Genomic DNA, 22,669 nt, shown 5'->3' with positions numbered 1-22,669 from the left:
GTAACCTTTGAAGGAAATTTCAAATTCCAAAATCTAGATTAAAGTTTCAAGTTCCAAGTTTAAGGTTTCAATATTGGAATTTGGAATTTTCTTTTTTTTGGAATTTTAATAAAGGCTTATAAAGAAAAAAGGCTGTCAATAAATTGACAGCCTTTATAATTATTCTGGATTATTCATTTTAAATGTATCCATAAATGCAGTTGTATAATCTCCTGCAATATATTTTGGATCATCCATTAATTGTCTGTGGAAAGGTATTGTAGTTTTCACACCTTCAATTACGAACTCATCTAAAGCTCTACGCATTTTGCTGATAGCTTCTTCACGAGATTGCGCTGTTGTAATTAACTTGGCAATCATAGAATCGTAGTTTGGCGGAATGCTGTAACCTGAATATACGTGAGTATCTAAACGTACTCCGTGTCCTCCTGGCATATGAAGCGTAGTAATTTTTCCTGGTGAAGGGCGAAAATCGTTATAAGGATCTTCAGCATTAATACGACATTCGATAGCATGTAATTCTGGAAGGTAGTTTTTTCCAGAAATCGGAATTCCAGCAGCCACCATAATCTGCTCACGGATCAAATCATAATCAATAACTTGTTCTGTAATTGGGTGCTCTACTTGGATACGAGTATTCATTTCCATGAAATAGAAGTTTCTGTGTTTGTCCACTAAAAACTCTACAGTTCCAGCTCCTTCATATTTAATGAATTCAGCAGCTTTTACAGCAGCCTCTCCCATTCTTGTACGAAGTTCGTCTGTCATGAAAGGTGAAGGTGTTTCTTCAGTTAATTTTTGGTGACGACGTTGTACTGAACAATCTCTTTCAGAAAGGTGACATGCTTTTCCGTAAGCATCTCCAACAACCTGAATTTCGATATGACGTGGTTCTTCAATAAGTTTCTCCATGTACATTCCGTCATTTCCAAACGCTGCAGCAGCTTCTTGACGCGCACTTTCCCAAGCTTTTAAAAGCTCTTCTTCTTTCCAGATTGCACGCATTCCTTTTCCACCACCACCAGCAGTAGCTTTCATCATAACTGGATAACCAATTTCTTTAGCTGTTTTTTGTGCATGTTCGTAAGATTCTAATAATCCGTCTGAACCTGGTACACAAGGAACTCCTGCCGCTTTCATTGTAGCTTTTGCAGAAGCTTTATCTCCCATACGGTCGATCATTTCTGGAGCAGCACCGATAAATTTAATTCCGTGCTCTTGACAGATTTTTGAGAATTTAGCATTCTCAGAAAGAAATCCATAACCTGGATGTATTGCGTCTGCATTTGTAATTTCTGCAGCTGCAATGATATTTGACATTTTCAAATACGATAAGTTACTCGGAGGAGGGCCAATACAAACCGCTTCGTCAGCAAATTTAACGTGTAAACTTTCTGCGTCGGCTGTAGAGTAAACTGCAACAGTTTTGATTCCCATTTCCTTACATGTACGAATTACACGTAGTGCAATTTCTCCTCTATTCGCAATTAATATTTTTTTAAACATCTTACTTTAATTAGATAATTAGACAATTTGATAATTAGATAATTTTAGATGATTAACAAAACTTTTTTCGAATCCTTCTAAAATCTAAAATCTAAAATCTAAATTTATTTATGATGGATCTACTAAGAATAAAGGTTGGTCAAATTCTACTGGAGACATATCGTCAACTAGAATTTTCACAATTTTACCAGAAACTTCAGATTCGATTTCGTTGAATAATTTCATTGCTTCAATTACACAAAGAACATCTCCTTTAGATACAGTGCTTCCAACTTCTGTAAAAACTGGTTTGTCTGGAGATGGTTTTCTATAGAATGTTCCAATGATTGGAGATTTTATAGTAATATATTTAGAATCGTTAGCAGCTGGTGCTTCTGGAGTTACACTTACAACTGTTGGAGCTGTAACTTGTGGAACTGCCGCTTGAGGTAAAGCTGCCTGAGCTGGCAATTGTTGTACATAAGTTGCCTCAGTTACATTTGTTTCTAAAGTTGTTCTGATCGTGATTTTTACATCATCCATTTCTAACTTAACTTCTGCAACGCCCGAATTTGCAACAAATTTGATTAGGTTTTGAATTTCTTTTAAATCCATAATGATTCGTTTTTAGTTTTAATTTATTTCTTATCGTAAGCCCATTTTAAATAGATAGATCCCCAAGTGAATCCTCCACCAAAAGCGGCAAAGATAATATTATCTCCTTTTTTAAGCTTATCTTCAAAATCAGCTAATACTAATGGTAAAGTTCCAGAAGTAGTATTACCGTATCTTTCGATGTTTACCAGAACTTTAGATTCGTCTAATTCTAATCTTCCAGCCGTAGCATCAATAATACGTTTATTAGCTTGGTGTGGCACTAACCAGTCAACATCTTGATTTGTCAAATTATTTCTTTGCAAAATCAATTCGCTGGCATCTGCCATATTTGTAACAGCATATTTGAAAACAGTTTTCCCGTCTTGCATAATATTGTGCTGTCTGTTTTTTACAGTGTCTTCTGAAGGTGGAATCAAAGAACCTCCAGCAGGAATTTTAAGGAAATCACGACCAACACCGTCACTTCTTAAATATTCATCCTGCAAACCTAAGCCTTCATAATTTGGTTCGAAAAGAACTGCACCAGCTCCATCACCAAAAATAATACAAGTTGCTCTATCTGTATAATCTACAATTGATGACATTTTATCTGCACCAATTAAAAGTACTTTTTTGTAACGTCCAGACTGTACATAAGCCGCAGCAGTTGACATTCCGTATAAGAAACTTGAACATGCAGCTTGCAAATCGTATGCAAATGCATTTGTTGCTCCAATTTCTGTTGCAACAAAAACTCCTGTAGAAGCCACCATCATATCTGGTGTTGCAGTTGCCATTATAATCATATCAATCTCAAGCGGATCAATATTTGCTTTTGCAATCAAATCCTTTGCTGCTTGTATAGCAAGGTAAGATGTACCTTTATCAGCATCTTTCAGGATTCTTCTTTCTTTAATTCCTGTTCGAGCGGTAATCCACTCATCATTGGTATCAACCATTGTTTCTAGTACTTGGTTCGAAAGAACGAAGTCAGGAACATAAGCTCCAACAGCGGTAATTGCGGCTGTGATTGTATTCATTATATTCTATTATTTTCTTTTCAAATTATGATTAATTTGAAAAATTTTTAAAAGACTTGAAAATTACAAAAAAAAACGTAACGAATTTGTCTATATTTTCCTAAAAAACGAAAATTATAACCAACAAAAAAAACTCTCACTATGTGAGAGTTCTAGTATAATTTACAAAAACGTATTAAGCAACCGCTTCAGATTTATCGATAACAACTTGCCCTCTGTAGTACATTTTACCTTCATGCCAGTAAGCTCTGTGGTATAAATGCGCCTCACCTGTAATAGGACATGTAGCGATTTGAGCTACAGTAGCTTTGTAATGTGTTCTTCTCTTATCTCTTCTTGTTTTCGAGGTTTTTCTCTTAGGATGTGCCATTTTACTATATTATTTATCCGTTAATAGTTTCTTTAATTTTTCCCAACGCGGGTCAATATCTTCTTCTTGTTTACTCTCTTCCTTTTGTTCTTTTACACTCAGCTCATTCAGTTTTGTTAAAGCTTCTGTTTGCAAACTTCCATCTTTAACTCCTGGATGAATTCTCTTTTGAGGTACAGAAAGCGCGATCATTTCATAAATATACTGCGCAACATCTATCTCAAATTCACCATGCGGCAAAATCAACAGCTCTTCATTATCATTGTTAAATTCATCTCCAAAGCGAACAATCAACTTCATTTTCCCTTTTATAGGTAAATCAAAATCTTCGCCTGTTAGATCACAAGGCACATTTACTGTTCCTTTGTGTTTGAATTCTAACTCTAACATAGTACTTTTCTTTTCGAAAAGTAAATTGACTTTAATATCCGAACTTTGAAACTCATCGTATTCAAAATTCTTAAAGAACTCGTTATTTATTTGATACTCAAAATGGTGTTTTCCTAGTTTTAATCCTACGAAAGGAATTAAAAATTCTTTTGTTTTGCTCATTTCAACATCAATTTGATCAATTCGATTCTAAAACTAGATATCTGAATTGGGGTGCAAAGATATAAAATTATTACAAATCTAATAATCTTATTCACCTTTTTTTGTTTATAACTGTTTTTCTTTTATTTTAAGAGGTTTTTGGCTAATCTCCTCATACTGATTACGCGAGCGAAAAATATCAATCGCAAGATATACTGCTTCTTTAAAAGAATTGTAATCTGCCATGTCTTTCCCAGCAATATCATAGGCTGTACCATGATCTGGAGAAGTTCTAACTCTGTTTAAACCTGCTGAATAATTAACTCCTTTTCCAAAAGACAATGTCTTGAACGGAATTAATCCTTGATCGTGATACATTGCTACAATAGCATCATATTTTTCATAATGACCGCTTCCAAAAAAACCATCTGCTGGAAATGGACCAAAAACCATTGTTCCAGAATCAAATATTTTCTTTAAAGTTGGCTTTAAAACCAAATCGTCTTCTTTTCCAATTACACCACCATCACCAGCGTGCGGATTTAATCCTAAAACTGCAATTTTCGGCTTTACAATACTAAAATCTTGAACTAGAGATTTTCTAATAGTTTCAATTTTTTTAGTAATTAATTCTTCTGTTAAATGAGAAGCGACTTCATTTAAAGGCACATGATCTGTAATTAAACCTACTCGAAGATTATCTTGAACCATCATCATAAGCGCATTGCCTTCTAATTCTTGATCTAGATAATCCGTATGTCCTGGAAATTTAAAATCTTCAGACTGTATATTGTATTTATTAATTGGTGCTGTAACCAGAACATCAATTTCACCCTCTTTCAAAGCTTTAGTTGCCGCTGTAAATGATTTTATTGCGTATTCACCTATCTTAGGATCGTTTACACCAAAGTTTATATCAACACCTTCTCTCCAAAGATTTAAAACATTTACTTTTCCTGGTATAACTTGATCTAATTTATCAACTCCGTGAAATTGAATCGTAGATGTAAAACTTTTTCTAACGAAAGAAAGAATTTTAGCATTTGCAAAAATAACCGGCGTACACAATTCCAACATACGAGAATCCTCGAATGTTTTCAGTATAACTTCGCTTCCAATACCGTTTAAATCTCCAACAGAAATTCCAACAATTATATTTTCTGCTTTTTTATTCATGAGCTCAGTTTATTTATTACTAATTTTGATGTGCAAATTTAGTAAAATAAAACCACAATGTTCACAGGAATTATAGAAACACTCGGCAGGATTCATGAAATTCAAAAAGACCAAAACAATCTTCACATAACAGTTGACTCATCCATAACTCACGAATTGAAAATAGACCAAAGTGTTTCGCACAACGGAATATGCCTTACTGTTGTTGCCATTAAAGATTCTCTTTATACGGTTACTGCAATTGATGAAACCATTTTAAAGACCAATATTGGCGACTGGAAAACAGGCGATATTGTAAATTTAGAAAGAGGAATGAAGCTTGGAGACCGTTTGGACGGACATATTGTTCAAGGTCACGTAGATCAAACTGGAACTTGCATCAAAATTGAAGAAGCCAACGGAAGCTGGAATTATACTTTTGAGTATGATAAAACCCTAAACAACATCACAATCGAAAAAGGTTCGATTACTGTAAACGGAGTAAGTCTTACGGTTGTAAACTCTAAAACAAATGAATTTAGCGTTTCAATTATTCCGTATACTTATGAGCATACTAACTTTAAAGATTTCAAAGTTGGAACAAAAATCAACCTTGAGTTTGATGTAGTAGGAAAATACATTTCTAGACTTTATTCGATCAACAAATAAAATCTAACACTTTTCCATAAAAAAAGCTTCAATTTATATTGAAGCTTTTTTTGTTTGATTTTTATATATCACGGTTGCACCTAATGCTAAACCGCCAATTACTAGAAAAACAATATTTTGGTCTATTGGAAACGTAGGATTACAACCAAAATCTTCACATTCATCGTCAAGTGTACCTGCGGTACCATTCGTAGTGGCCACTTTTGCTGTAGGAGCAGGTGGATTTGACGATCCGGCCAACATGAATGAGACATTTAATAATATTAAAGTAACTGCTAAAAAAGGGGCTTTTAGATTTTTCATAAATTCAAGCTGTTAAAAACAGCAAGTCTGTAATTATTAACAAATATTCTTTAATAGAAATTTCGCACAAGACATTTCTGCCTGCAAAATCTTGGACAAAAGTATAAGTTTTTTGCACAAAAGCAACTTTTAAAACGAAAAACATGGAAACAAATTTTAACAGTTTCCGTTTTTAAAGACCTAATACCTTTTCTGAAAACGTTATAGAACATAAAAACCTCATTTTCATCATCCTTTGCAAAATTCTCAAGCTTATAAGAATTTCCTGATTTTAACAAAAGTACATAAATGTCCGTTTTTCAAAAAATTTAATTTATCAGAATTTACGTAAAATTAAAACGATTGGTTTTTCACTTTTATTATTTACTGTTAAAACTTTTTTTCGAAATAAATATCTTTGCAAAATAATACCTTTAAAAAGGAGTCTTTTTCTATTTTTACTTTTAAAGAGACCCATTTCAAAAACTGAAACTTATTTTAATCCAAAACAAATGAAAAACAAATATACCGTAGGAAGTCTATATGCTGGTGTTGGCGGTATTTGTTTAGGTTTTGAAAATGCGGGATTCAAATTAGAATGGGCAAACGAATTTGACAAAAAAGCCTGTGTTACGTACAGAAACAATTTTGAACATACTCTCATCGAAGGTGATGTAATGCAAATTGACGTAAAAGAACTTAACAAAATAGATATTCTTACTGCTGGATTTCCGTGTCAACCTTTTTCTTTGGCTGGACATAGAAAAGGCTTTAAAGACAGTCGCGGAAATCATTTCTTTAAAATTTTAGATTTTATTGACGAAATGAGACCAAAAGTCGTATTTCTTGAAAATGTCAAAAACCTAAAAGGACACGACAAAGGAAATACGATGAAAGTTATTCAGCGTGAGATTAAAAAACGCAATTACACTTTTGACAGCGCAATTTTAAACACCAAAGATTTTGGAAATATTCCGCATAATCGAGAGCGAATTTTTATGATTGCTTTTGATAAAGACTTCGTTAAAAAAGGCTTCAAATTCAGTTTTCCTGAAAAAGAAGAATTAACAAAAAAGGTAACCGATTTAATTACCAAAGAACAAGTCGAAAAGAAATTCTATTATACTGAAGACAAATATATGTACAATATGCTAAAAGAGGCTGTTGTACGCGAAGACCGAATTTATCAGTTTAGAAGACAATATGTACGAGAAAACAAAAAAGAAGTTTGCCCGACTCTTACAGCAAACATGGGAACTGGCGGCCACAATGTTCCAATTATTACAACAGAATTTGGTTTTAGAAAATTAACTCCGAGAGAATGTTTTCGTTTTCAGGGATTTCCAGACAGTTATAAATTACCAAAAATTTCAAATTCTAATCTTTACAAACAAGCTGGAAATTCAGTAAGTATGCCGGTTATTGAAAGATTGGCTTCTGAAATTTTCAAATGCATTGAAAAAATCGAAACTAAAAAAGCAAAAGCAGAAAAAGTTTAAATACTCAAAAGCATTATTGTTCCTTCAATTCTGGCTAAACAAACTTCAAGATTTTTTTCAATTTCTTTACTCCAAAATCGCAGAACCGTCCAGTTTTCAGAAATTAAAAACGCATTTACTTCTTCGTCTCGCTGTATGTTTCTTTCAATTTTTGGAATCCAATATTCCCGATTCGATTTGATTCTAAGTTGTTGCGTTTCCCAATCTTTTCCATGAAAAAACTCGCTATCGACAAAAATGGCAATTTTATATTTGGCAAAAGTAAGATCAGGTCTTCCAAATATCTTTTTATTATTTTTTCGATATCTGTGACCCAATTTCCATAATGCTTTAGCAAGCCTTACTTCGCCTTTTGTTGCAGTACTTTTTATCGCCTGCATCGTTTTACTCCTCTGTTCGGGAGTTAATCTATCCATCTGAAGATTAAATTTGTTTCGGATGGATAAAGTTAAGGGATTTTAGGAAAAGAAACTTTTAATTTTTGTTTTGAAAAATTTCAATTTTCACATTTATAAAAACGTCTAAAACAAAAAAGCCTCTACATTTCTGTAAAGGCATTGTGAATAAGAAATATTCCTAAATTATTTATCGATTAGCTTTTCAAGCCTTTGCATCATTTCATCTTTCTCTTTCAGCATACGCTCGTACAAAGCAATTTTTTCTTCATGTATTTGTACAATTTTATCAATCGGATTAAAAGTACAATTGATATATCCAGAATTGTTAGCAACTGCTCCTTCATGAAATGTGTTAGCAATAATGTTCACAGCGTGCTCTTCATCAAAATTCTGAAAAGCTTCAACAGGAATTTTTAATACAGCAGAGATTTGTTTCAGCAAATTATCTTCGATTACATCTTTCTGCTCCAACATAGAAATCTTCTTTTGATTCCAGTCTTCTCCTAAATCATAAGCCAATGCCTCCTGCTTTATATTAAGCATTTCTCTGAAACGTTTTACGTTTCTTCCCTGATGTATTTTTTGTTCCATAATGAGTATTAATTTTTCTAAAGCCCTAAATATAAAGCCTCACGAATTAAAAATCTGATTTTCAAAGATAGAAAAATATCCTTTAAAACATTCTTTTGTCAGATATTATCGATGTTTTGAGAAGACCTTTCTTTTAAAGAATTGAGGTAGATGCACATAAATCTTTTGCCGTAAGAAAACAAAAAAGCCTCTACATTTCTGTAAAGGCTTTCCGTTTCTAAAGAAGTGGTCCCACCTGGGCTCGAACCAGGGACCACCTGATTATGAGTCAGGTGCTCTAACCAGCTGAGCTATAGGACCGGTTTAGAGGATGCAATATTACTACTATTTTTCATTCACTCCAAATATTTTAAGACATCATTTGAATTTAATTTTAAATCTTTCTTCGAATCTCAAAAACGAAATTGATTTTCAATACCTTATTCAAAAATAAAAATGATATTTTTTTATTTAATTTCCTGACAAAGCTCTACTAAAACGCCATTTGTGTTCTTTGGATGCAGGAAAACAACCAATTTATTGTCGGCTCCTTTCTTCGGAACTTCATTAATAAGAACAAAACCTTCATTTTTTAAACGGGCAATTTCAGCTTCGATATCATCAACGTCAAAAGCAATGTGATGAATTCCTTCTCCTTTTTTCTCCAAGAATTTAGCAATCGGACTTTCTGGATTTGTTGCCACCAAAAGTTCAATTTTATTATTTCCTGTTTGAAAAAATGAAGTTAAAACGCCTTCACTTTCTACCGCTTCCATTTTATAAGACGGAACGCCAAGCATTTTTTCGAACAAAACATTTGCGTCGTCCATATTTTTTACTGCAATTCCAATATGTTCTATTTTGTTTACCATAGTTTTAATTTTATTGGTTCACATAAGTACTAAAATAACCGCATTCTGCAATTACATCCTGATAATATTTCGTATCCGAATAATCTTTTCTTAAAGTCTTGAATGCGTTCCAAGCAATAAAATTAACTTTATCCTCGCGAATTTCCCAATAGTTATTTACGTCGCTGTATTTTTTATTGTAATAATCGTTTCGTTCGCATTTCGAAATCAAATACAAGCATTTTGCTTTTTGATCTTTAGTAGAAGCCGCTTCAAAAGCTTTTTGGTAATACATTTTCGAAACCGAATTGTCTGTAATCATATCTTTCATCGAATTTCTAAATGAATACGGACTTGAACCGTAACCTATAATGGTGATTTCATAGAAAGTTCTTCCGTTTCCAAAATGAGAAATATTATAAAATGCATTTCCTAACAAAAGACTATTCGTGTAAACATCTTCTTTTTGAGCCAATTTCTCTTGCATAGATTTTATCGTAGTCAAGAAATCCATATAAGTATATTTTCTTTTCTGATACGCCGCGTGTTCGCAATCATGACAATCTTTGATATTTCCGTTAAACGGATTTCCTAAGAATTTATAATATTGAACAGAATCCGTTTGTTGCATAAACGCAATTGCTTCTGGAATTTTGTTTTTGAAAGTCGCCTGAACTGCTTGGAAATTATTGATATCTTTCAGTTTCAAACTATAAATTCCTGCACCAATTTTCTCGATTTCTGACTTATTGGATTTTTCCAAAAAGCTTTTAATTGCCAACAAATCCTTTTCATTATCGTAATATGAATTTCCGTCGTTCCAATAACTGTAACGTGATTCGCCAAAAATCTCAGCCATAACTTGATTTCCTTTTTCTTTGTAAAGGTGAGACAAATAGCTTCTGCTCCATGAAGAAGCATTTTGATAACGAAACTCCTGCCCTTTATAAGTTTTAGGAAGTTCATAATACAGCCAATTCAAATCGGCTAGAATTGTTTTTTCGTTTTTATCGGTCAGTTTATCAATCTTATTTAAATTATTTACAAAACGCAATAAACGAAGCTGCATTCCAGCCAGTTCTGTTTTCGGAAGCGTTTTTTCAGCTTTGCTGTAATTTTTATCTGCATTAGCATAATCTCCTTTTAAAGTCTGAAGATATCCAATCGCAATATCCCACAAATAGGGTTTCTCGGTATTTCCAGCAGCAGAAATTTTCGAAATCAAATCAACTGCGCTGTTGTCTACTTTTGCTTTGTTTTCTGTTTTATTTTCTGCAACGGTTTGTTGTTTCGGTGGCTGATTTTCTCCTTGTCCAGTTAGTTGAAACGAGTTATTTATAGATTGTTCTAATCTATTTACCAATCGCGTTGCCAGATAATTCAAATGTTCGCTTTTCGGATTTAGCTCATAAATTTTCTCAATCGCCTGTTTTTCATCTTTATAATATCCGTGAATTGCCCAAAGTGCGGCTTTCTCATCATTATTTTTTGCCATCGCCAAAGCCTTTGTCCAATCTGATTCATTTTTTGGACGGAAACTATACGCCGTTACAACTCTTAATTCTGGACATTTATCAAAAACCTGCGCGTACAAATAATTGGAAACAGCATATTTTTTCTGTTTGAAATTGATTCCAGCAACATAAGCCAAGGCACGATAATACAAAGTATTTTTTGGAACAGAACTTTCTGTTTTATTAAAAAAGTCGATTGCTTTTTGTTTGTCATTACTATAAAAACGCGCTTTCATGGTCAAAAACCAATATCTGTTTTTCAAAAACGGATCTGATAAAGTATTGTAAACGTTCTCTATCGACTGAATCATTTTGGCATCATTAAAAGTCTTTGCCACAACTGGATCGTAACTCCAATAATCTTCGCCAATCGAAACGGTTTCTATTTTTTGAGCCAAATACAAAAATTCGACAAAGTTTTTGACTTTATCATCTTTTAAATTAAGCTTTTTGCCCCATTTCTGAGAACCTTTATTTTCCTTTTTTGTTTTATAAAAAACATGTAAGTCTTCTATTTCTTCTTTGTTTTTGATGGCGTTTTTTTCATCAGAATAGTATCTTGGCTTTTCATCTCCAATCAAAAAATAATTTACTGTTGTTGTATCTACTTTTCCTTTTAAATAAGTAGCCCAATCTGATTTGATATTAGAATTGAAACGAGAATTGTGCTGCGTATCAAAACCAATTCCGTAGAAAATTCCGCCAGACAAAAACAAAGGCGAATACGATTTGTCGGCAAAAGTTTCAGGAGTAAAATTTGAATTATAGCCAAAGAAATCCCAATCGTCTCCTCCGGCGCAGGCATATATAATTCCGTATGCAGAAAGCAAAACGGCACTAGAAACAAGAAATAATCTGCTCAAAAGTGTTTTTTTCATAATTGTTTAAATTGAATTCGTCTAAATCGTAAAATATAATTTCGTTTGGCTTTTCGATAAGATTACCCTGCAAATCTTCTGCCATTTCTTTTAAATCGTCTTTTGTAATTTCTTCTATTTTCAAAAGATCATTTTCTTCATAAAAAACCCCATTTTTATAATTGGATTGTTTCGCTCTGAAAAAAATCGGGCTTGTTTTTTCAAAATTTGAATCTTCTTCCAATTCTTTCCTATTCATTTTCGAACGAAGTCCGATTACTTTATTATTTCTAATATGAACTCCCCAAGAATAAATTGGAAATGCAAAATCCAGATGAAGCGGATATTTCTTTAAACTCTTAAGATATCGTTCGGCCACTTTCTGATCGTAAATCGAATTGAGAGAATCGGGCGCGATTGATCCCATGTTGTAATACATTAAAACTCCAGAATCGACGCTTGGAATTTTTGTTTTCTTGAAATATTTCACTTGATGCAATCGAATTGTTGCCGAAAGTTTTTTCCTCGAAAGCTTCTTAAAACTCTTTATAAACTTGAGATAATTTTCTTTGCTTTCTAAAGACCAATCGCAATCAATCTGAATTTCTTGAGAAACGATTTTATTTTTAGAATTGATCTGTTCGATAAAATCAAAAGTTTTTTGAGCCAAATCTTCAACATCAAGATTCTTTTGCAGCATTACTTTGTTCTGAATAAAAACAACTGGAACAATCGTATATCCGCTCGGATTTATTTCAAAACGAATTGGACTTATCGGAATTGGGAATTTAGATTCAGGATGAAGCCCTATATCAAAATATCGAACATAAAGCTTGCTGACGTTGTTTTCTTCTAAAACTTCTTTTTCAATTTTAGAAAATTTGAAGATCGTTTTCCAGTAATAAAAAGAGATAACTGGTTTTTCGTTTTTAGTGCATGAGAACATTAAAAAGAGAAACAAAACTGAAAAAATTCGCTTTAACAAAACTTAGAAAATTACATTTTTATCCAAAAGTAAGAAATTATGTCTTTTTAAAATATTCAAACAATAAAAAACTGAAGAATCGCAAAAGTTTGAAATCCTAATAAATGGCCAAAAAATTTCAATTAAAGCAAATATAATTGTTATTTTGTGCAATCAAATTGAAAAACCGTTATGTTGAAAGACACCTTAAAATACATTGCATTTATAATTCTAATCTCAATGATAAGCTGCGCGAAAAGAGGCAGCATTACCGGCGGTTTAAAAGATACGTTACCTCCTGTTTTAACATCTAGTTTTCCTAAAAATTTCAGCACTGATTTTAAAGGAAATACGATCACTTTAAATTTTGACGAATATGTCAAACTTAAAAACACAAACAAACAGCTGATTATTTCTCCTCCATTAAAGTACGAACCTTTAATTACGCCATCTACAGCCAGCAAATTTATAAAGATCGAAATTCGTGATACTTTACAGCCAAACACAACTTATAGTTTCAATTTTGGACAAGCTATTACGGACAATAATGAAGGAAATGCTTTAAACCAATTCAAATATATTTTTTCGACAGGACCTTATATTGATTCTTTAAAATTGAGTGGAAGAATTAAAGACGCACGCGAGAAATATGTAGATAATTTTGTTTCTGTAATGTTATACGAAGTGAATGACAAATTCAAAGATTCTACTATTTACAAAGAATTTCCTCGTTACATTACAAATACTTTAGATAGTATGAGAACTTTCCAGTTTGAAAATTTGAAAGCAGGAAAATATCTTTTGATTGCACTAAAAGACAAAGGTTCAAACAATAAATTCAATCCGAAAGACGATAAAATCGGATTTTTGAAAAACTACATTACAATTCCAACAGATACGGTTTACGAGTTAGAATTGTTTAAGGAAGTTTTGCCTTTAAAGACTTTCAAACCTATTCAAGCTTCTGGAAACAGATTATTGCTTCCGTATGAAGGAAAACAGAATTTCAAGAATTCGAAACCAAAAATTGCACTTAAAAATGGCAATGAAGTTCTAGAAACTATCATTACACAATTCCCGAAAAAAGATTCGCTTCAAGTTTGGTATAAACCCCTAAAAGTCGATTCTTTATCAATGGAAGTATCAAAAGGAGATTATAACAAAAAGTTTACTTTTAAGATTAAAGCCCTTAAAAAAGACACTTTAGCGATCAAACCCGTACAAAATGGGCAAATTAATTTTAGAGAACGTTTTACTTTAGAAACCGAAACTCCTTTGGTCAAATTTGATGAAACTAAAATCAAATTGATAAACAAAGATTCTGTTGCTGTTCCTTACACAACCGAATATGACGAATTTGACCAAAAACTATATATTGATTTTAAGAAAGAGCCTTTAGAAAAGTATCAAATGACATTTTTCCCTGGCGCTTTGACTGATTTTTACGAAAAAAGCAACGATACTTTATCGTATAAGCTCGCAACAAAAGAATTAGAAGATTACGGTAATCTGGTATTGAACTTAAAAAATGTAAAACGTTTTCCAATTATTGTAGAAATTACCAACAAAAAGGGAGATAATGTGCTCGCCAGCGAATATTCTGAAGGAGCAACCAAAATCTCATTTAATTTAATGGTTCCAGAGGAATTTACGATTCGAGTTATTTATGATGACAACAAAAATAAAGTTTACGATACTGGAAATTTCTTAAATAAAACCTATTCTGAGGAAGTATTTTATTATCAAAAAGGTGTCGATGTCCGCTCTAACTGGGACGTAGATGAAACAATCGATTTAAGCGTTCCTTTTAATCCTGAAGTCGAGAAAAAACAAGACGATAAAAAGAAAAAAGAAGCAGAAAAGAAACGGAAAGCGTTCTAGATTTTAATTTCGAAAGTATCCTGGTCACCTAGGAAATTTAGTTTTCTTCGGGTTTCCAACATTATATCTTTATCCAATTCAGCCACAAAAACACCTTCTGTTTCTTGTGGCTTTATTATATAATTTCCCCAATAATCAATTAATTGAGTATGTCCATTATGCTCAAAATTATTATCGTCAAAACCAATTCTGTTTACGCCGGCAACATAACTCAAGTTTTCTATCGCGCGAGCATTTAGTAAAGTATCCCAAGCGCTTGTTCGAACTTTTGGCCAATTGGCAACATACAAAAGAAGGTCGTAGTTTTCGACATTTCGCGCAAAAACAGGAAAACGTAAATCGTAACAAATCTGAAGGCAGATTTTCCAGCCTAAATATTCTACAATTACTTTTTGAGTTCCTGGAATATAAAATTCATTTTCTCCCGCAAGCGAAAACAAATGTCTCTTGTCATAATATTGAAAATCTCCTGACGGAAAAACAAACAGCATTCGGTTATAATATTCGCCGTTTTCAGTAATTACAAGACTTCCTGTAATTGCTGCATTTTTTTCTCTTGCTTTTAATTTCATCCATTCGATAGTTTCACCTTGCATCGTTTCTGCAACTTCAGAAGCATTCATGGTAAACCCAGTCGAAAACATTTCAGGAAGTACAATTAAGTTTATTTCTGAATCCAATTCATTTATCTGGTCATCAAATTTTTCTCGGTTTGCAGCAGCATTTTCCCAAATAAGATCGGTTTGAATTAAAGCAATTTTCATCTCGTTTATTTTTTATATAAAGGTAGAAAATAATGATTGATTAGATCACAACCAAACTTGGAACGGCACTTTTGTACTTCTGTAATTTTTCGTGATTCGGTTCTTCTTCGGTAATAACATAATTCACTTCAGACAAACTAGCAATTTTCATTTTAAGAACTGTATTTAGTTTCTCTGTAATAGTTAAAACCGCTGTTTTCTTAGAAGCCTGAATCATTGCTTTTTTTACCTGAACAGTTTCCCAATCAGAATCAGAATAACCGCCGTCTACGTCTAAAGCATTTGTTCCTAAAACCAAAAGATCTGCTTTTATATTGGCTAATTGATGAAAAGCTTCTCCGCTCACACACATTTGACTATAAGAAGAAATGCTTCCGCCAATCATAATCGTTTTGATATTTGGTTTATCCAAAAGCTGAACCGCTGTTAAAGCTGTAATTGTAAAAACAGTCAAATTAAGATCGTTTGGAATTAATCTGATGAACTCTCGAATGGTAGTTCCACCATCAACAATTAAAACCATACCGTCATGAAGAAGACCAACGGCTTTTTGCGCAATAACTTGTTTGGCTTCGACAGCATAAGTCTGGTTCGATGAAGAATAGTGATATCCTTTTGTCATGGCGCCACCTTTCACTTTAATTAAAAGTGCGTCAGCGTCAAGTTCATTAATATCCCGACGAACAGTATCTTCGGAAACACCAAGTTTAGCCGAAAGAGTTTCAAAACTCACACGCGTGTGCAGGTTGATCTCTTTTAGAATATGATTTTTACGTTCTTCTTTACTGTAATTTAAAACTTCATTTTCAGTGCTCATGCCGATCGATTTTTTGTAATTACAAAAATAAACATTTCATTAAATAATTCATCGAAACCAAAAGCCGTATTGGCAATAAAAATTTTCAATAAATTAGTTTTTAAAAGCATTTCGATATCTTTAAAACTGTTTTTAATAAAAATCTAAAGTTTTTCTCCCATGAAAAAATTCCTTTTTTTATTTTTTGTTCTTTCTTTTTTAAACGGAAAAGCACAAAACTCTCAACAAAACATTTCTATTATTCCCGCTCCAAATTTTTATAAATTGACTGGAGACAGTATTCGGATAAATGGAAAAGTTCAGGTTATTTTTAAAAACAAAAATTATAGCGAAAAGGAATTAAAATCGGCTAAAATTTTAGAATCAGCTTTTAATGCGAAAGCCAATTCGAAAAAATCTAATCTTAAAATTGAATTTGATTCAAGCAAAAATCTTTCATCAAAAGAAGAATATAAAATTGAAATTACTTCAAATAAAATTACAATTATTGCTCAAGAAGAAGGCCTTTTTTATGCAGTTCAATCTTTAATGCAACTTCTTCCGAACAAAATTTCTAGCGAAATAAAATTGCCGTGCGTAATTATCGAAGATTCACCTCGATATTCTTACCGAGGCTTGCATTTAGACGTCTGCCGTCATTTCTTCTCTGTTGCTGTTATAAAAGATTTTATTGCACAAATGGCCAGTTATAAATTAAATAATTTTCATTGGCATTTAACCGACGATCAAGGTTGGAGAATTGAGATTAAAAAATATCCAAAACTAACTGAAATTGGATCGAAAAGAAATCAGACTTTAGTTGGAAATAAATTCGAAAGAACTCCATTCTTTTTTGACGGAAATCCATACGGTGGATTTTATACTCAGGAAGAAATCAAAGAAGTTGTAAAATTTGCTGAAGAAAATTATGTGAATGTAATTCCAGAAATCGAAATGCCTGGACATGCTTCTGCGGCTGTAACAGCTTATCCAAATTTGGCTTGTTTTCCAGATCGAAATTATAAAGTGGTAGAATCTTGGGGAGTTTTTGAAGATGTTTTTTGTGCAGGAAAAGACGAAACTTTTACTTTTTTAGAAGATGTTTTAACAGAAGTTATGGCATTATTTCCAAGTAAAAACATTCATGTTGGCGGAGACGAATGTCCAAAAACAAGATGGAAAGTTTGTCCAAATTGTCAAAAACGAATCAAAGATCTAGGTTTGAAAGACGAACATGAATTGCAGAGTTATTTCATTAAAAGAATTGAAAAATTCTTGAATGCAAATGGAAGACAGATTTTTGGTTGGGATGAAATTTTAGAAGGCGGGATCGCACCAAACGCAGCCGTTATGTCTTGGCGCGGAGAATCGGGCGGAATTCACGCAGCAAAACTGAAACATCCAGTCGTAATGACGCCAGAAGGAACGGTTTATTTTGATTACAATCAAGGTTATTCACCAAATGAACCGCTTACGGTTGGTAGATTGAGCACTTTGGATAAAGTGTATCATTACAATCCAACTCCAGTTGACAGTTTATCAGTTGAAGAACAAAAATATATTATTGGAGTTCAAGCCAATCTTTGGTCGGAATATTTGACAAGTCATGCAAAATTAAATTATATGCTTTATCCACGTGTTTTTGCTTTAGCAGAAATCGCTTGGACAGAACCTCAAAACAAAAATTACGATCATTTTCTTCAAAATCAACTGCCTTATCATTTAGAAAAACTGGAACTGCAAAATCGATTGTATAAAGTTCCAACGCCTTTTGGTGCTGATGAAACGGCTTTAATTGCATCAAAATATATTTTAGATTTAAAACCAACCATCAAAAACGGGAAGATATTTTATACGATTGATGGTTACAATCCTGATGAAACAGCAAACCTTTATCAAAATCCTGTTACGATAAATATCCCAAAAGGAGAATATAGAATCATTAAAACAATTCAAATCAGCGAAAGCGGTAAAAGAAGCTCTATTAATAAAATCATTGTTCGAAATCCTGATTTAAAATCTGCTTTGGCAATTCAACCCAAAAAGAGTGGTTTGAAGTATGAATATTTTACTGGAAATTTTTCACAGGTTCAAGATTTAGAACTTTCAAAACCTGTTTCTTCAGGAATTTTAGAGGGCAAAATTAGTGCTGAAAAATGGAAAACGAAATTAGAGCGCTATATCGGTTTAAAATTCGACGGATATATCTTTATTCCAGAAACTGGAAATTATACTTTTTCGACACTTTCAGACGACGGATCGAAGCTTTTTATAGATAATGAACTCATTGTAAATAATGACAACATTCATTGGGCAAATGAAGCTGATGGCGCTGTTAAACTGGAGAAAGGTTTTCACAAACTCAACATCAGTTATTTTGACTTAACTGGCGGCACAATTTTAAACTGTTTTATAAAACAGGAAGGAAAAGAAAAACAAGAAATAAGCGCTTCGCAATTGTATTATGAATAAAAACAAAAAACGCATCAAACTAAATTGATGCGTTTTTTTATTATTTCAAAAACTATTTACTAATTGCTTTACTCAAATCTTTAAAGTCATTGTCTTTTAAATTATAAGCAAAACCTGCTCCGTAAAAATAGTAAACACCGTCTCCTGTTTTAGCATTTACAACTTGCAAATATTTGTTTCCGTTCATACTTACATATCGTAAATAGTAGATTTCTTCATTGTTAAGAATCTTTCTTTTAAGATCCTCATCTCTAATAAACTGATATTTGTATTTATAATCTTCTACAAGTTTTTTAAGATCTTTTTCGTCTCTTAATTTTTCAGTCCCTTTCCACGGGTTATATTCCATCAAGTAAGCTTCAGGAATATATAGTGTATTATCTTTAAGTTTTTTCACCTCAGGTTTTACAAAATCATCATAAAGTCCAATATGTTCTCCAGCATTGATCAACTGATTGATAAGCTGAAAATAGTTTTTTAGCATTCCAAGGTTTGTATTGGTAAAACTATTTTCTGTATACATTTTATCATAAAGAACTGAGATTTTCTCATCTGACGTAGCTGCCATTGCTTCTCCTAAGAATGCATTATTAACGCAAAGTGGAACCCTTGCAACATACTTCATATTCTCATTCAAAAGATTATTCAATTTTCTATTATATTTTTTATCATCTGGTTTAAGCTTAGCTAAACCCTTATCAAATTTTTCTTTATCCAAAACTCGTATTGCAAAATTGGTATGAATATAAACAGTTCCTTTGCTTGTTTCCACTCTATCTCCAATGAATTTTGCAATAGAATATGTTCCATCAATATAATCCAAGATATTAAAATCTTTATATTCTACTACTTTAAATGGAGTAACAGTCCATGTTTCTTTTAAAATTTTCTCATAATCTTCTTTAGAGTTTACTTGAGGAAGCACAAAAACTGTAGTCGTAGATTTAAATTTCTCTAATTCCCCTTTTTCAAATTCATCGTTTGCTCCACGATCAGAAGAGGTAATGGCAACCTGAGCAAAATTTTGAATGCTTAGGGCAAGCATTGCAAATAGTAAAATTCTTTTCATTAATTTAATTTGTTTTTGGTTATTATTTATGGAATAAAAGTAGTACAAAAAAAACGCATTCAAACTAATGAATGCGTTTTTTTAAATATACTAAATTGTATTCTTTATCCTTTCAAGCTTGCAGCTAAATACTCACGGTTCATACGTGCGATATTTTCAAGCGAAATTCCTTTTGGACATTCGATTTCGCAAGCTCCTGTATTTGTACAGTTACCAAAACCTTCTAAATCCATTTGGTGAACCATGTTCAATACACGGTCAGTTGCTTCAACTTTACCTTGTGGCAATAATGCATATTGAGAAACTTTTGCAGAAACGAATAACATTGCTGAAGAGTTTTTACAAGTTGCAACACAAGCTCCACAACCAATACAAGCAGCAGCATCAAATGATTTGTCTGCATCGTCTTTTGGAACTGGAATAGTATTCGCATCAATTGTGTTTCCTGAAGTATTAACAGAAATAAATCCTCCAGCGTGTTGAATTCTGTCAAAAGAACTTCTGTCAACAACTAAGTCTTTAATTACTGGGAAAGCTTTTGCTCTAAATGGCTCGATAAAAATTGTATCGCCATCTTTAAACATACGCATGTGCAACTGACAAGTTGTAACACCTCTGTCTGGTCCGTGCGCTTCACCGTTAATGAATAAAGAACACATTCCGCAGATTCCTTCACGACAATCGTGATCGAATGCTACAGGCTCTTCTCCTTTGTTGATTAAACCTTCGTTAAGAACGTCTAACATTTCAAGGAAAGACATATCTGGTTCGATTCCATCGATAGGATATTCTACAATCCCTCCTTTATCTTGAGCGTTTTTTTGACGCCATATTTTTAATGTAAGTTTCATTTTGTATCAGTATTAAGTATTAAGAAAAAAGTATTAAGACTTTTCTAAATACTATTTATAGCTTCTTTGAACTAATTTAATGTTTTCGTAATTAAGAGGTTCTTTGTGTAATACTGCATCACTTGGTTTTCCTTTGTATTCCCAAGCTGCAACGTATGCAAAGTTATCATCATCACGAAGTGCTTCTCCTTCTTCTGTTTGGTATTCCTCACGGAAGTGACCACCACAAGATTCGTTACGGTGTAAAGCATCTTTCGCGAACAATTCTCCTAATTCTAAGAAATCGGCAACACGAGTCGCTTTTTCTAATTCCTGATTAAATTCGTAAGCGCTTCCTGGTACTTTTACATCTTTATAAAACTCTTCACGTAAAGCAGCAATTTCTTCAATAGCTTCAGTTAAACCTTTAGCATTACGAGCCATACCTACTTTATCCCACATGATTTTTCCTAATTTCTTGTGGAAATAATCTACAGAATGTTTACCGTTGTTATTGATGAATTTATTGATTTGATCAACAACCGCTTTCTCAGCTTCAACGAATTCTGGTAAGTCTGTAGAAATTTCTCCCATCTTAATATCTGGAGCTAAATAATCTCCGATAGTATAAGGAAGTACGAAATATCCATCAGCTAAACCTTGCATTAAAGCAGAAGCTCCTAGTCTGTTTGCACCGTGATCAGAGAAGTTAGACTCTCCAATTGAGAAACATCCAGGAATTGTAGTCATTAAGTTATAATCAACCCAAGTTCCACCCATTGTGTAGTGAACTGCTGGGTAAATCATCATTGGCGTTACATAAGGATCTTCGTCAACAATTTTCAAGTACATTTGGAATAAGTTTCCGTATTTACTTTTCACGATTGCTGTTCCTAATTTAGTCACTAATGCAGAATCGTTAGCATCTAAACCTTTTACATAAGCTTCTTCAGTTCCGTAACGTTTGATAGCAGCTGCGAAATCTAAGTAAACTGCTTCACCCGTTTTGTTAACTCCAAAACCAGCGTCACATCTTTCTTTAGCTGCACGAGACGCAACGTCACGAGGAACTAAGTTACCAAATGCAGGGTATCTTCTTTCTAAGAAATAATCTCTTTCTTCTTCAGATAAATCTGTTGCTTTTTTCTTTCCTTCACGGATTGCTTTTGCATCCTCAAGGTTTTTTGGAACCCAAATACGACCGTCATTACGTAAAGATTCAGACATCAAAGTCAATTTAGACTGGTGATCTCCTGAAACCGGAATACATGTTGGGTGAATTTGTGTATAACAAGGATTTGCGAAAAACGCTCCTTTTTTATGAATTTTCCAAGCTGCTGTTGCGTTACTTCCCATAGCATTTGTTGAAAGGAAAAATACGTTTCCATATCCTCCAGAACCAATTACTACCGCGTGAGCAGAATGTCTTTCTATTTCTCCTGTAATTAAGTTACGAGCGATAATACCTCTCGCTTTTCCGTTCACGATTACAATGTCAAGCATTTCGTGACGGTTGTACATTTTGATTTTTCCACGACCAATTTGACGGTTCATTGCAGAATAAGCTCCTAACAATAATTGTTGTCCAGTTTGTCCTTGTGCGTAGAATGTACGAGAAACCAAAGTTCCTCCAAAAGAACGGTTATCTAAAAGTCCGCCATATTCACGAGCCAATGGTACACCTTGAGCCACACATTGGTCAATAATATTTGCAGAAACTTCAGCCAAACGGTGAACGTTTGCCTCACGTGCACGGTAGTCACCACCTTTTACAGTATCGTAGAACAATCTGTAAACTGAGTCACCATCACCTTTATAATTTTTTGCTGCATTGATACCTCCTTGTGCCGCGATTGAGTGCGCACGACGTGGAGAATCTTGGAAGCAGAATGCTTTTACGTTATATCCTAACTCAGCCAAAGTAGCAGCAGCCGAACCTCCAGCTAAACCTGTACCAACTACAATAATATCTAAATTACGTTTGTTAGCAGGGTTTACTAAATTAATATGATCTTTATAATTTGTCCATTTGTCCGCTATAGGACCATTTGGAATTTTTGAATCTAATGCCATTA

21 protein-coding genes and 1 tRNA gene are annotated in these 22,669 nt (G+C 33.1%); 4 read left to right on the top strand and 18 right to left on the bottom strand.

The features are described 5' to 3' along the window. Positions 1-159 precede the first annotated feature (159 nt). The 6 genes from accC to pdxA all read right to left on the bottom strand — a co-directional run bounded on the left by accC (position 160) and on the right by pdxA (position 5,199). Complete coding sequence (accC, locus tag V6624_RS11705; RefSeq protein ID WP_111287157.1) at positions 160-1,506, bottom strand: acetyl-CoA carboxylase biotin carboxylase subunit; 1,347 nt, start codon at positions 1,504-1,506, stop codon at positions 160-162. A 108-nt stretch (positions 1,507-1,614) separates the two neighbouring features. Next, entirely contained in the window at positions 1,615-2,100 is a 486-nt protein-coding gene (gene accB / locus V6624_RS11700; protein ID WP_095928350.1) for an acetyl-CoA carboxylase biotin carboxyl carrier protein, read from the bottom strand. Positions 2,101-2,123: 23 nt separating this feature from the next. Further along, positions 2,124-3,122 carry a beta-ketoacyl-ACP synthase III gene (locus tag V6624_RS11695; protein ID WP_111287159.1) on the bottom strand — a complete coding sequence of 333 codons (999 nt, stop codon included), beginning with the start codon at positions 3,120-3,122 and terminating at the stop codon, positions 2,124-2,126. 175 nt (positions 3,123-3,297) lie between these two features. Beyond that, entirely contained in the window at positions 3,298-3,492 is a 195-nt protein-coding gene (rpmF, locus tag V6624_RS11690; protein ID WP_008465217.1) for a 50S ribosomal protein L32, read from the bottom strand. A gap of 9 nt (positions 3,493-3,501) precedes the next feature. Further along, positions 3,502-4,044 carry a YceD family protein gene (locus V6624_RS11685; protein ID WP_111287160.1) on the bottom strand — a complete coding sequence of 181 codons (543 nt, stop codon included), beginning with the start codon at positions 4,042-4,044 and terminating at the stop codon, positions 3,502-3,504. Between the two features lie 105 nt (positions 4,045-4,149). Continuing rightward, positions 4,150-5,199 (bottom strand): 4-hydroxythreonine-4-phosphate dehydrogenase PdxA, encoded by a 1,050-nt coding sequence (gene pdxA / locus V6624_RS11680; RefSeq protein ID WP_111287162.1) that lies wholly within the window; start codon positions 5,197-5,199, stop codon positions 4,150-4,152. A gap of 57 nt (positions 5,200-5,256) precedes the next feature. On the opposite strand from pdxA, the gene V6624_RS11675 reads away from it, so the two are divergent. After that, the gene (locus V6624_RS11675) at positions 5,257-5,847 is read left to right on the top strand and encodes a riboflavin synthase (protein WP_111287164.1); all 591 of its coding nucleotides are present in this window, start codon (positions 5,257-5,259) and stop codon (positions 5,845-5,847) included. Between the two features lie 33 nt (positions 5,848-5,880). On the opposite strand, the gene V6624_RS11670 is transcribed toward V6624_RS11675, so the two are convergent. Further along, on the bottom strand, positions 5,881-6,150 hold the full coding sequence (locus V6624_RS11670) for a hypothetical protein (protein WP_111287166.1): 270 nt from the start codon (positions 6,148-6,150) through the stop codon (positions 5,881-5,883). Between the two features lie 491 nt (positions 6,151-6,641). On the opposite strand from V6624_RS11670, the gene V6624_RS11665 reads away from it, so the two are divergent. Further along, positions 6,642-7,628 (top strand): DNA cytosine methyltransferase, encoded by a 987-nt coding sequence (locus V6624_RS11665; RefSeq protein ID WP_111287168.1) that lies wholly within the window; start codon positions 6,642-6,644, stop codon positions 7,626-7,628. On the opposite strand, the gene V6624_RS11660 is transcribed toward V6624_RS11665, so the two are convergent. The 6 genes from V6624_RS11660 to V6624_RS11635 form a co-directional block, all read right to left on the bottom strand. Continuing rightward, a complete protein-coding gene (locus tag V6624_RS11660; RefSeq protein ID WP_111287170.1) occupies positions 7,625-8,044 on the bottom strand; it encodes a very short patch repair endonuclease in 420 nt (139 codons plus the stop codon). The genes V6624_RS11665 and V6624_RS11660 overlap by 4 nt on opposite strands. A 165-nt stretch (positions 8,045-8,209) precedes the next feature. Further along, positions 8,210-8,617: a helix-turn-helix transcriptional regulator gene (locus tag V6624_RS11655; protein WP_338841831.1), complete on the bottom strand. Its 408-nt coding sequence runs from the start codon at positions 8,615-8,617 to the stop codon at positions 8,210-8,212. Positions 8,618-8,843: 226 nt separating this feature from the next. After that, positions 8,844-8,917: transfer RNA gene (locus tag V6624_RS11650), tRNA-Ile, on the bottom strand. A 146-nt stretch (positions 8,918-9,063) separates the two neighbouring features. Further along, positions 9,064-9,468, bottom strand: coding sequence for a methylmalonyl-CoA epimerase (gene mce, locus V6624_RS11645; RefSeq protein WP_095928359.1), 405 nt, complete (start codon positions 9,466-9,468; stop codon positions 9,064-9,066). A 10-nt stretch (positions 9,469-9,478) separates the two neighbouring features. Continuing rightward, the gene (locus V6624_RS11640) at positions 9,479-11,839 is read right to left on the bottom strand and encodes a hypothetical protein (protein ID WP_338841828.1); all 2,361 of its coding nucleotides are present in this window, start codon (positions 11,837-11,839) and stop codon (positions 9,479-9,481) included. Then, a complete protein-coding gene (locus V6624_RS11635) occupies positions 11,799-12,764 on the bottom strand; it encodes a hypothetical protein (RefSeq protein WP_204251684.1) in 966 nt (321 codons plus the stop codon). Before V6624_RS11635 ends, V6624_RS11640 begins: the two co-directional genes overlap by 41 nt. A gap of 210 nt (positions 12,765-12,974) precedes the next feature. Between V6624_RS11635 and V6624_RS11630 the strand changes: the two genes are divergently transcribed. Further along, positions 12,975-14,663, top strand: coding sequence for an Ig-like domain-containing protein (locus V6624_RS11630; RefSeq protein WP_338841827.1), 1,689 nt, complete (start codon positions 12,975-12,977; stop codon positions 14,661-14,663). Here V6624_RS11630 and V6624_RS11625 read toward each other — a convergent pair. Continuing rightward, positions 14,660-15,427 (bottom strand): amidohydrolase, encoded by a 768-nt coding sequence (locus V6624_RS11625; protein ID WP_111287184.1) that lies wholly within the window; start codon positions 15,425-15,427, stop codon positions 14,660-14,662. The two genes, V6624_RS11630 and V6624_RS11625, sit on opposite strands and share 4 nt — an antisense overlap. 40 nt (positions 15,428-15,467) lie before the next feature. Next, a complete protein-coding gene (locus V6624_RS11620; protein ID WP_111287186.1) occupies positions 15,468-16,244 on the bottom strand; it encodes a DeoR/GlpR family DNA-binding transcription regulator in 777 nt (258 codons plus the stop codon). Positions 16,245-16,403: 159 nt separating this feature from the next. Between V6624_RS11620 and V6624_RS11615 the strand changes: the two genes are divergently transcribed. Beyond that, positions 16,404-18,695, top strand: coding sequence for a family 20 glycosylhydrolase (locus V6624_RS11615; RefSeq protein WP_338841825.1), 2,292 nt, complete (start codon positions 16,404-16,406; stop codon positions 18,693-18,695). A gap of 52 nt (positions 18,696-18,747) precedes the next feature. Here V6624_RS11615 and V6624_RS11610 read toward each other — a convergent pair whose 3' ends face one another. The 3 genes from V6624_RS11610 to V6624_RS11600 all read right to left on the bottom strand — a co-directional run bounded on the left by V6624_RS11610 (position 18,748) and on the right by V6624_RS11600 (position 22,667). Beyond that, entirely contained in the window at positions 18,748-19,764 is a 1,017-nt protein-coding gene (locus V6624_RS11610) for a hypothetical protein (RefSeq protein ID WP_338841823.1), read from the bottom strand. A gap of 104 nt (positions 19,765-19,868) precedes the next feature. After that, positions 19,869-20,615: a succinate dehydrogenase/fumarate reductase iron-sulfur subunit gene (locus tag V6624_RS11605; RefSeq protein WP_111287192.1), complete on the bottom strand. Its 747-nt coding sequence runs from the start codon at positions 20,613-20,615 to the stop codon at positions 19,869-19,871. A gap of 51 nt (positions 20,616-20,666) precedes the next feature. Next, the gene (locus V6624_RS11600; protein ID WP_338841820.1) at positions 20,667-22,667 is read right to left on the bottom strand and encodes a fumarate reductase/succinate dehydrogenase flavoprotein subunit; all 2,001 of its coding nucleotides are present in this window, start codon (positions 22,665-22,667) and stop codon (positions 20,667-20,669) included. Positions 22,668-22,669 lie beyond the last annotated feature (2 nt).

Origin of the sequence: Flavobacterium ginsenosidimutans, assembly GCF_037478105.1 — a bacterium.
In the GTDB taxonomy this organism is placed as follows: Bacteria; Bacteroidota; Bacteroidia; order Flavobacteriales; family Flavobacteriaceae; genus Flavobacterium; species Flavobacterium ginsenosidimutans.
The sequence above is the reverse complement of the archived record's forward strand: the minus strand, read 5'-3'. Positions and strand labels throughout refer to the sequence as shown.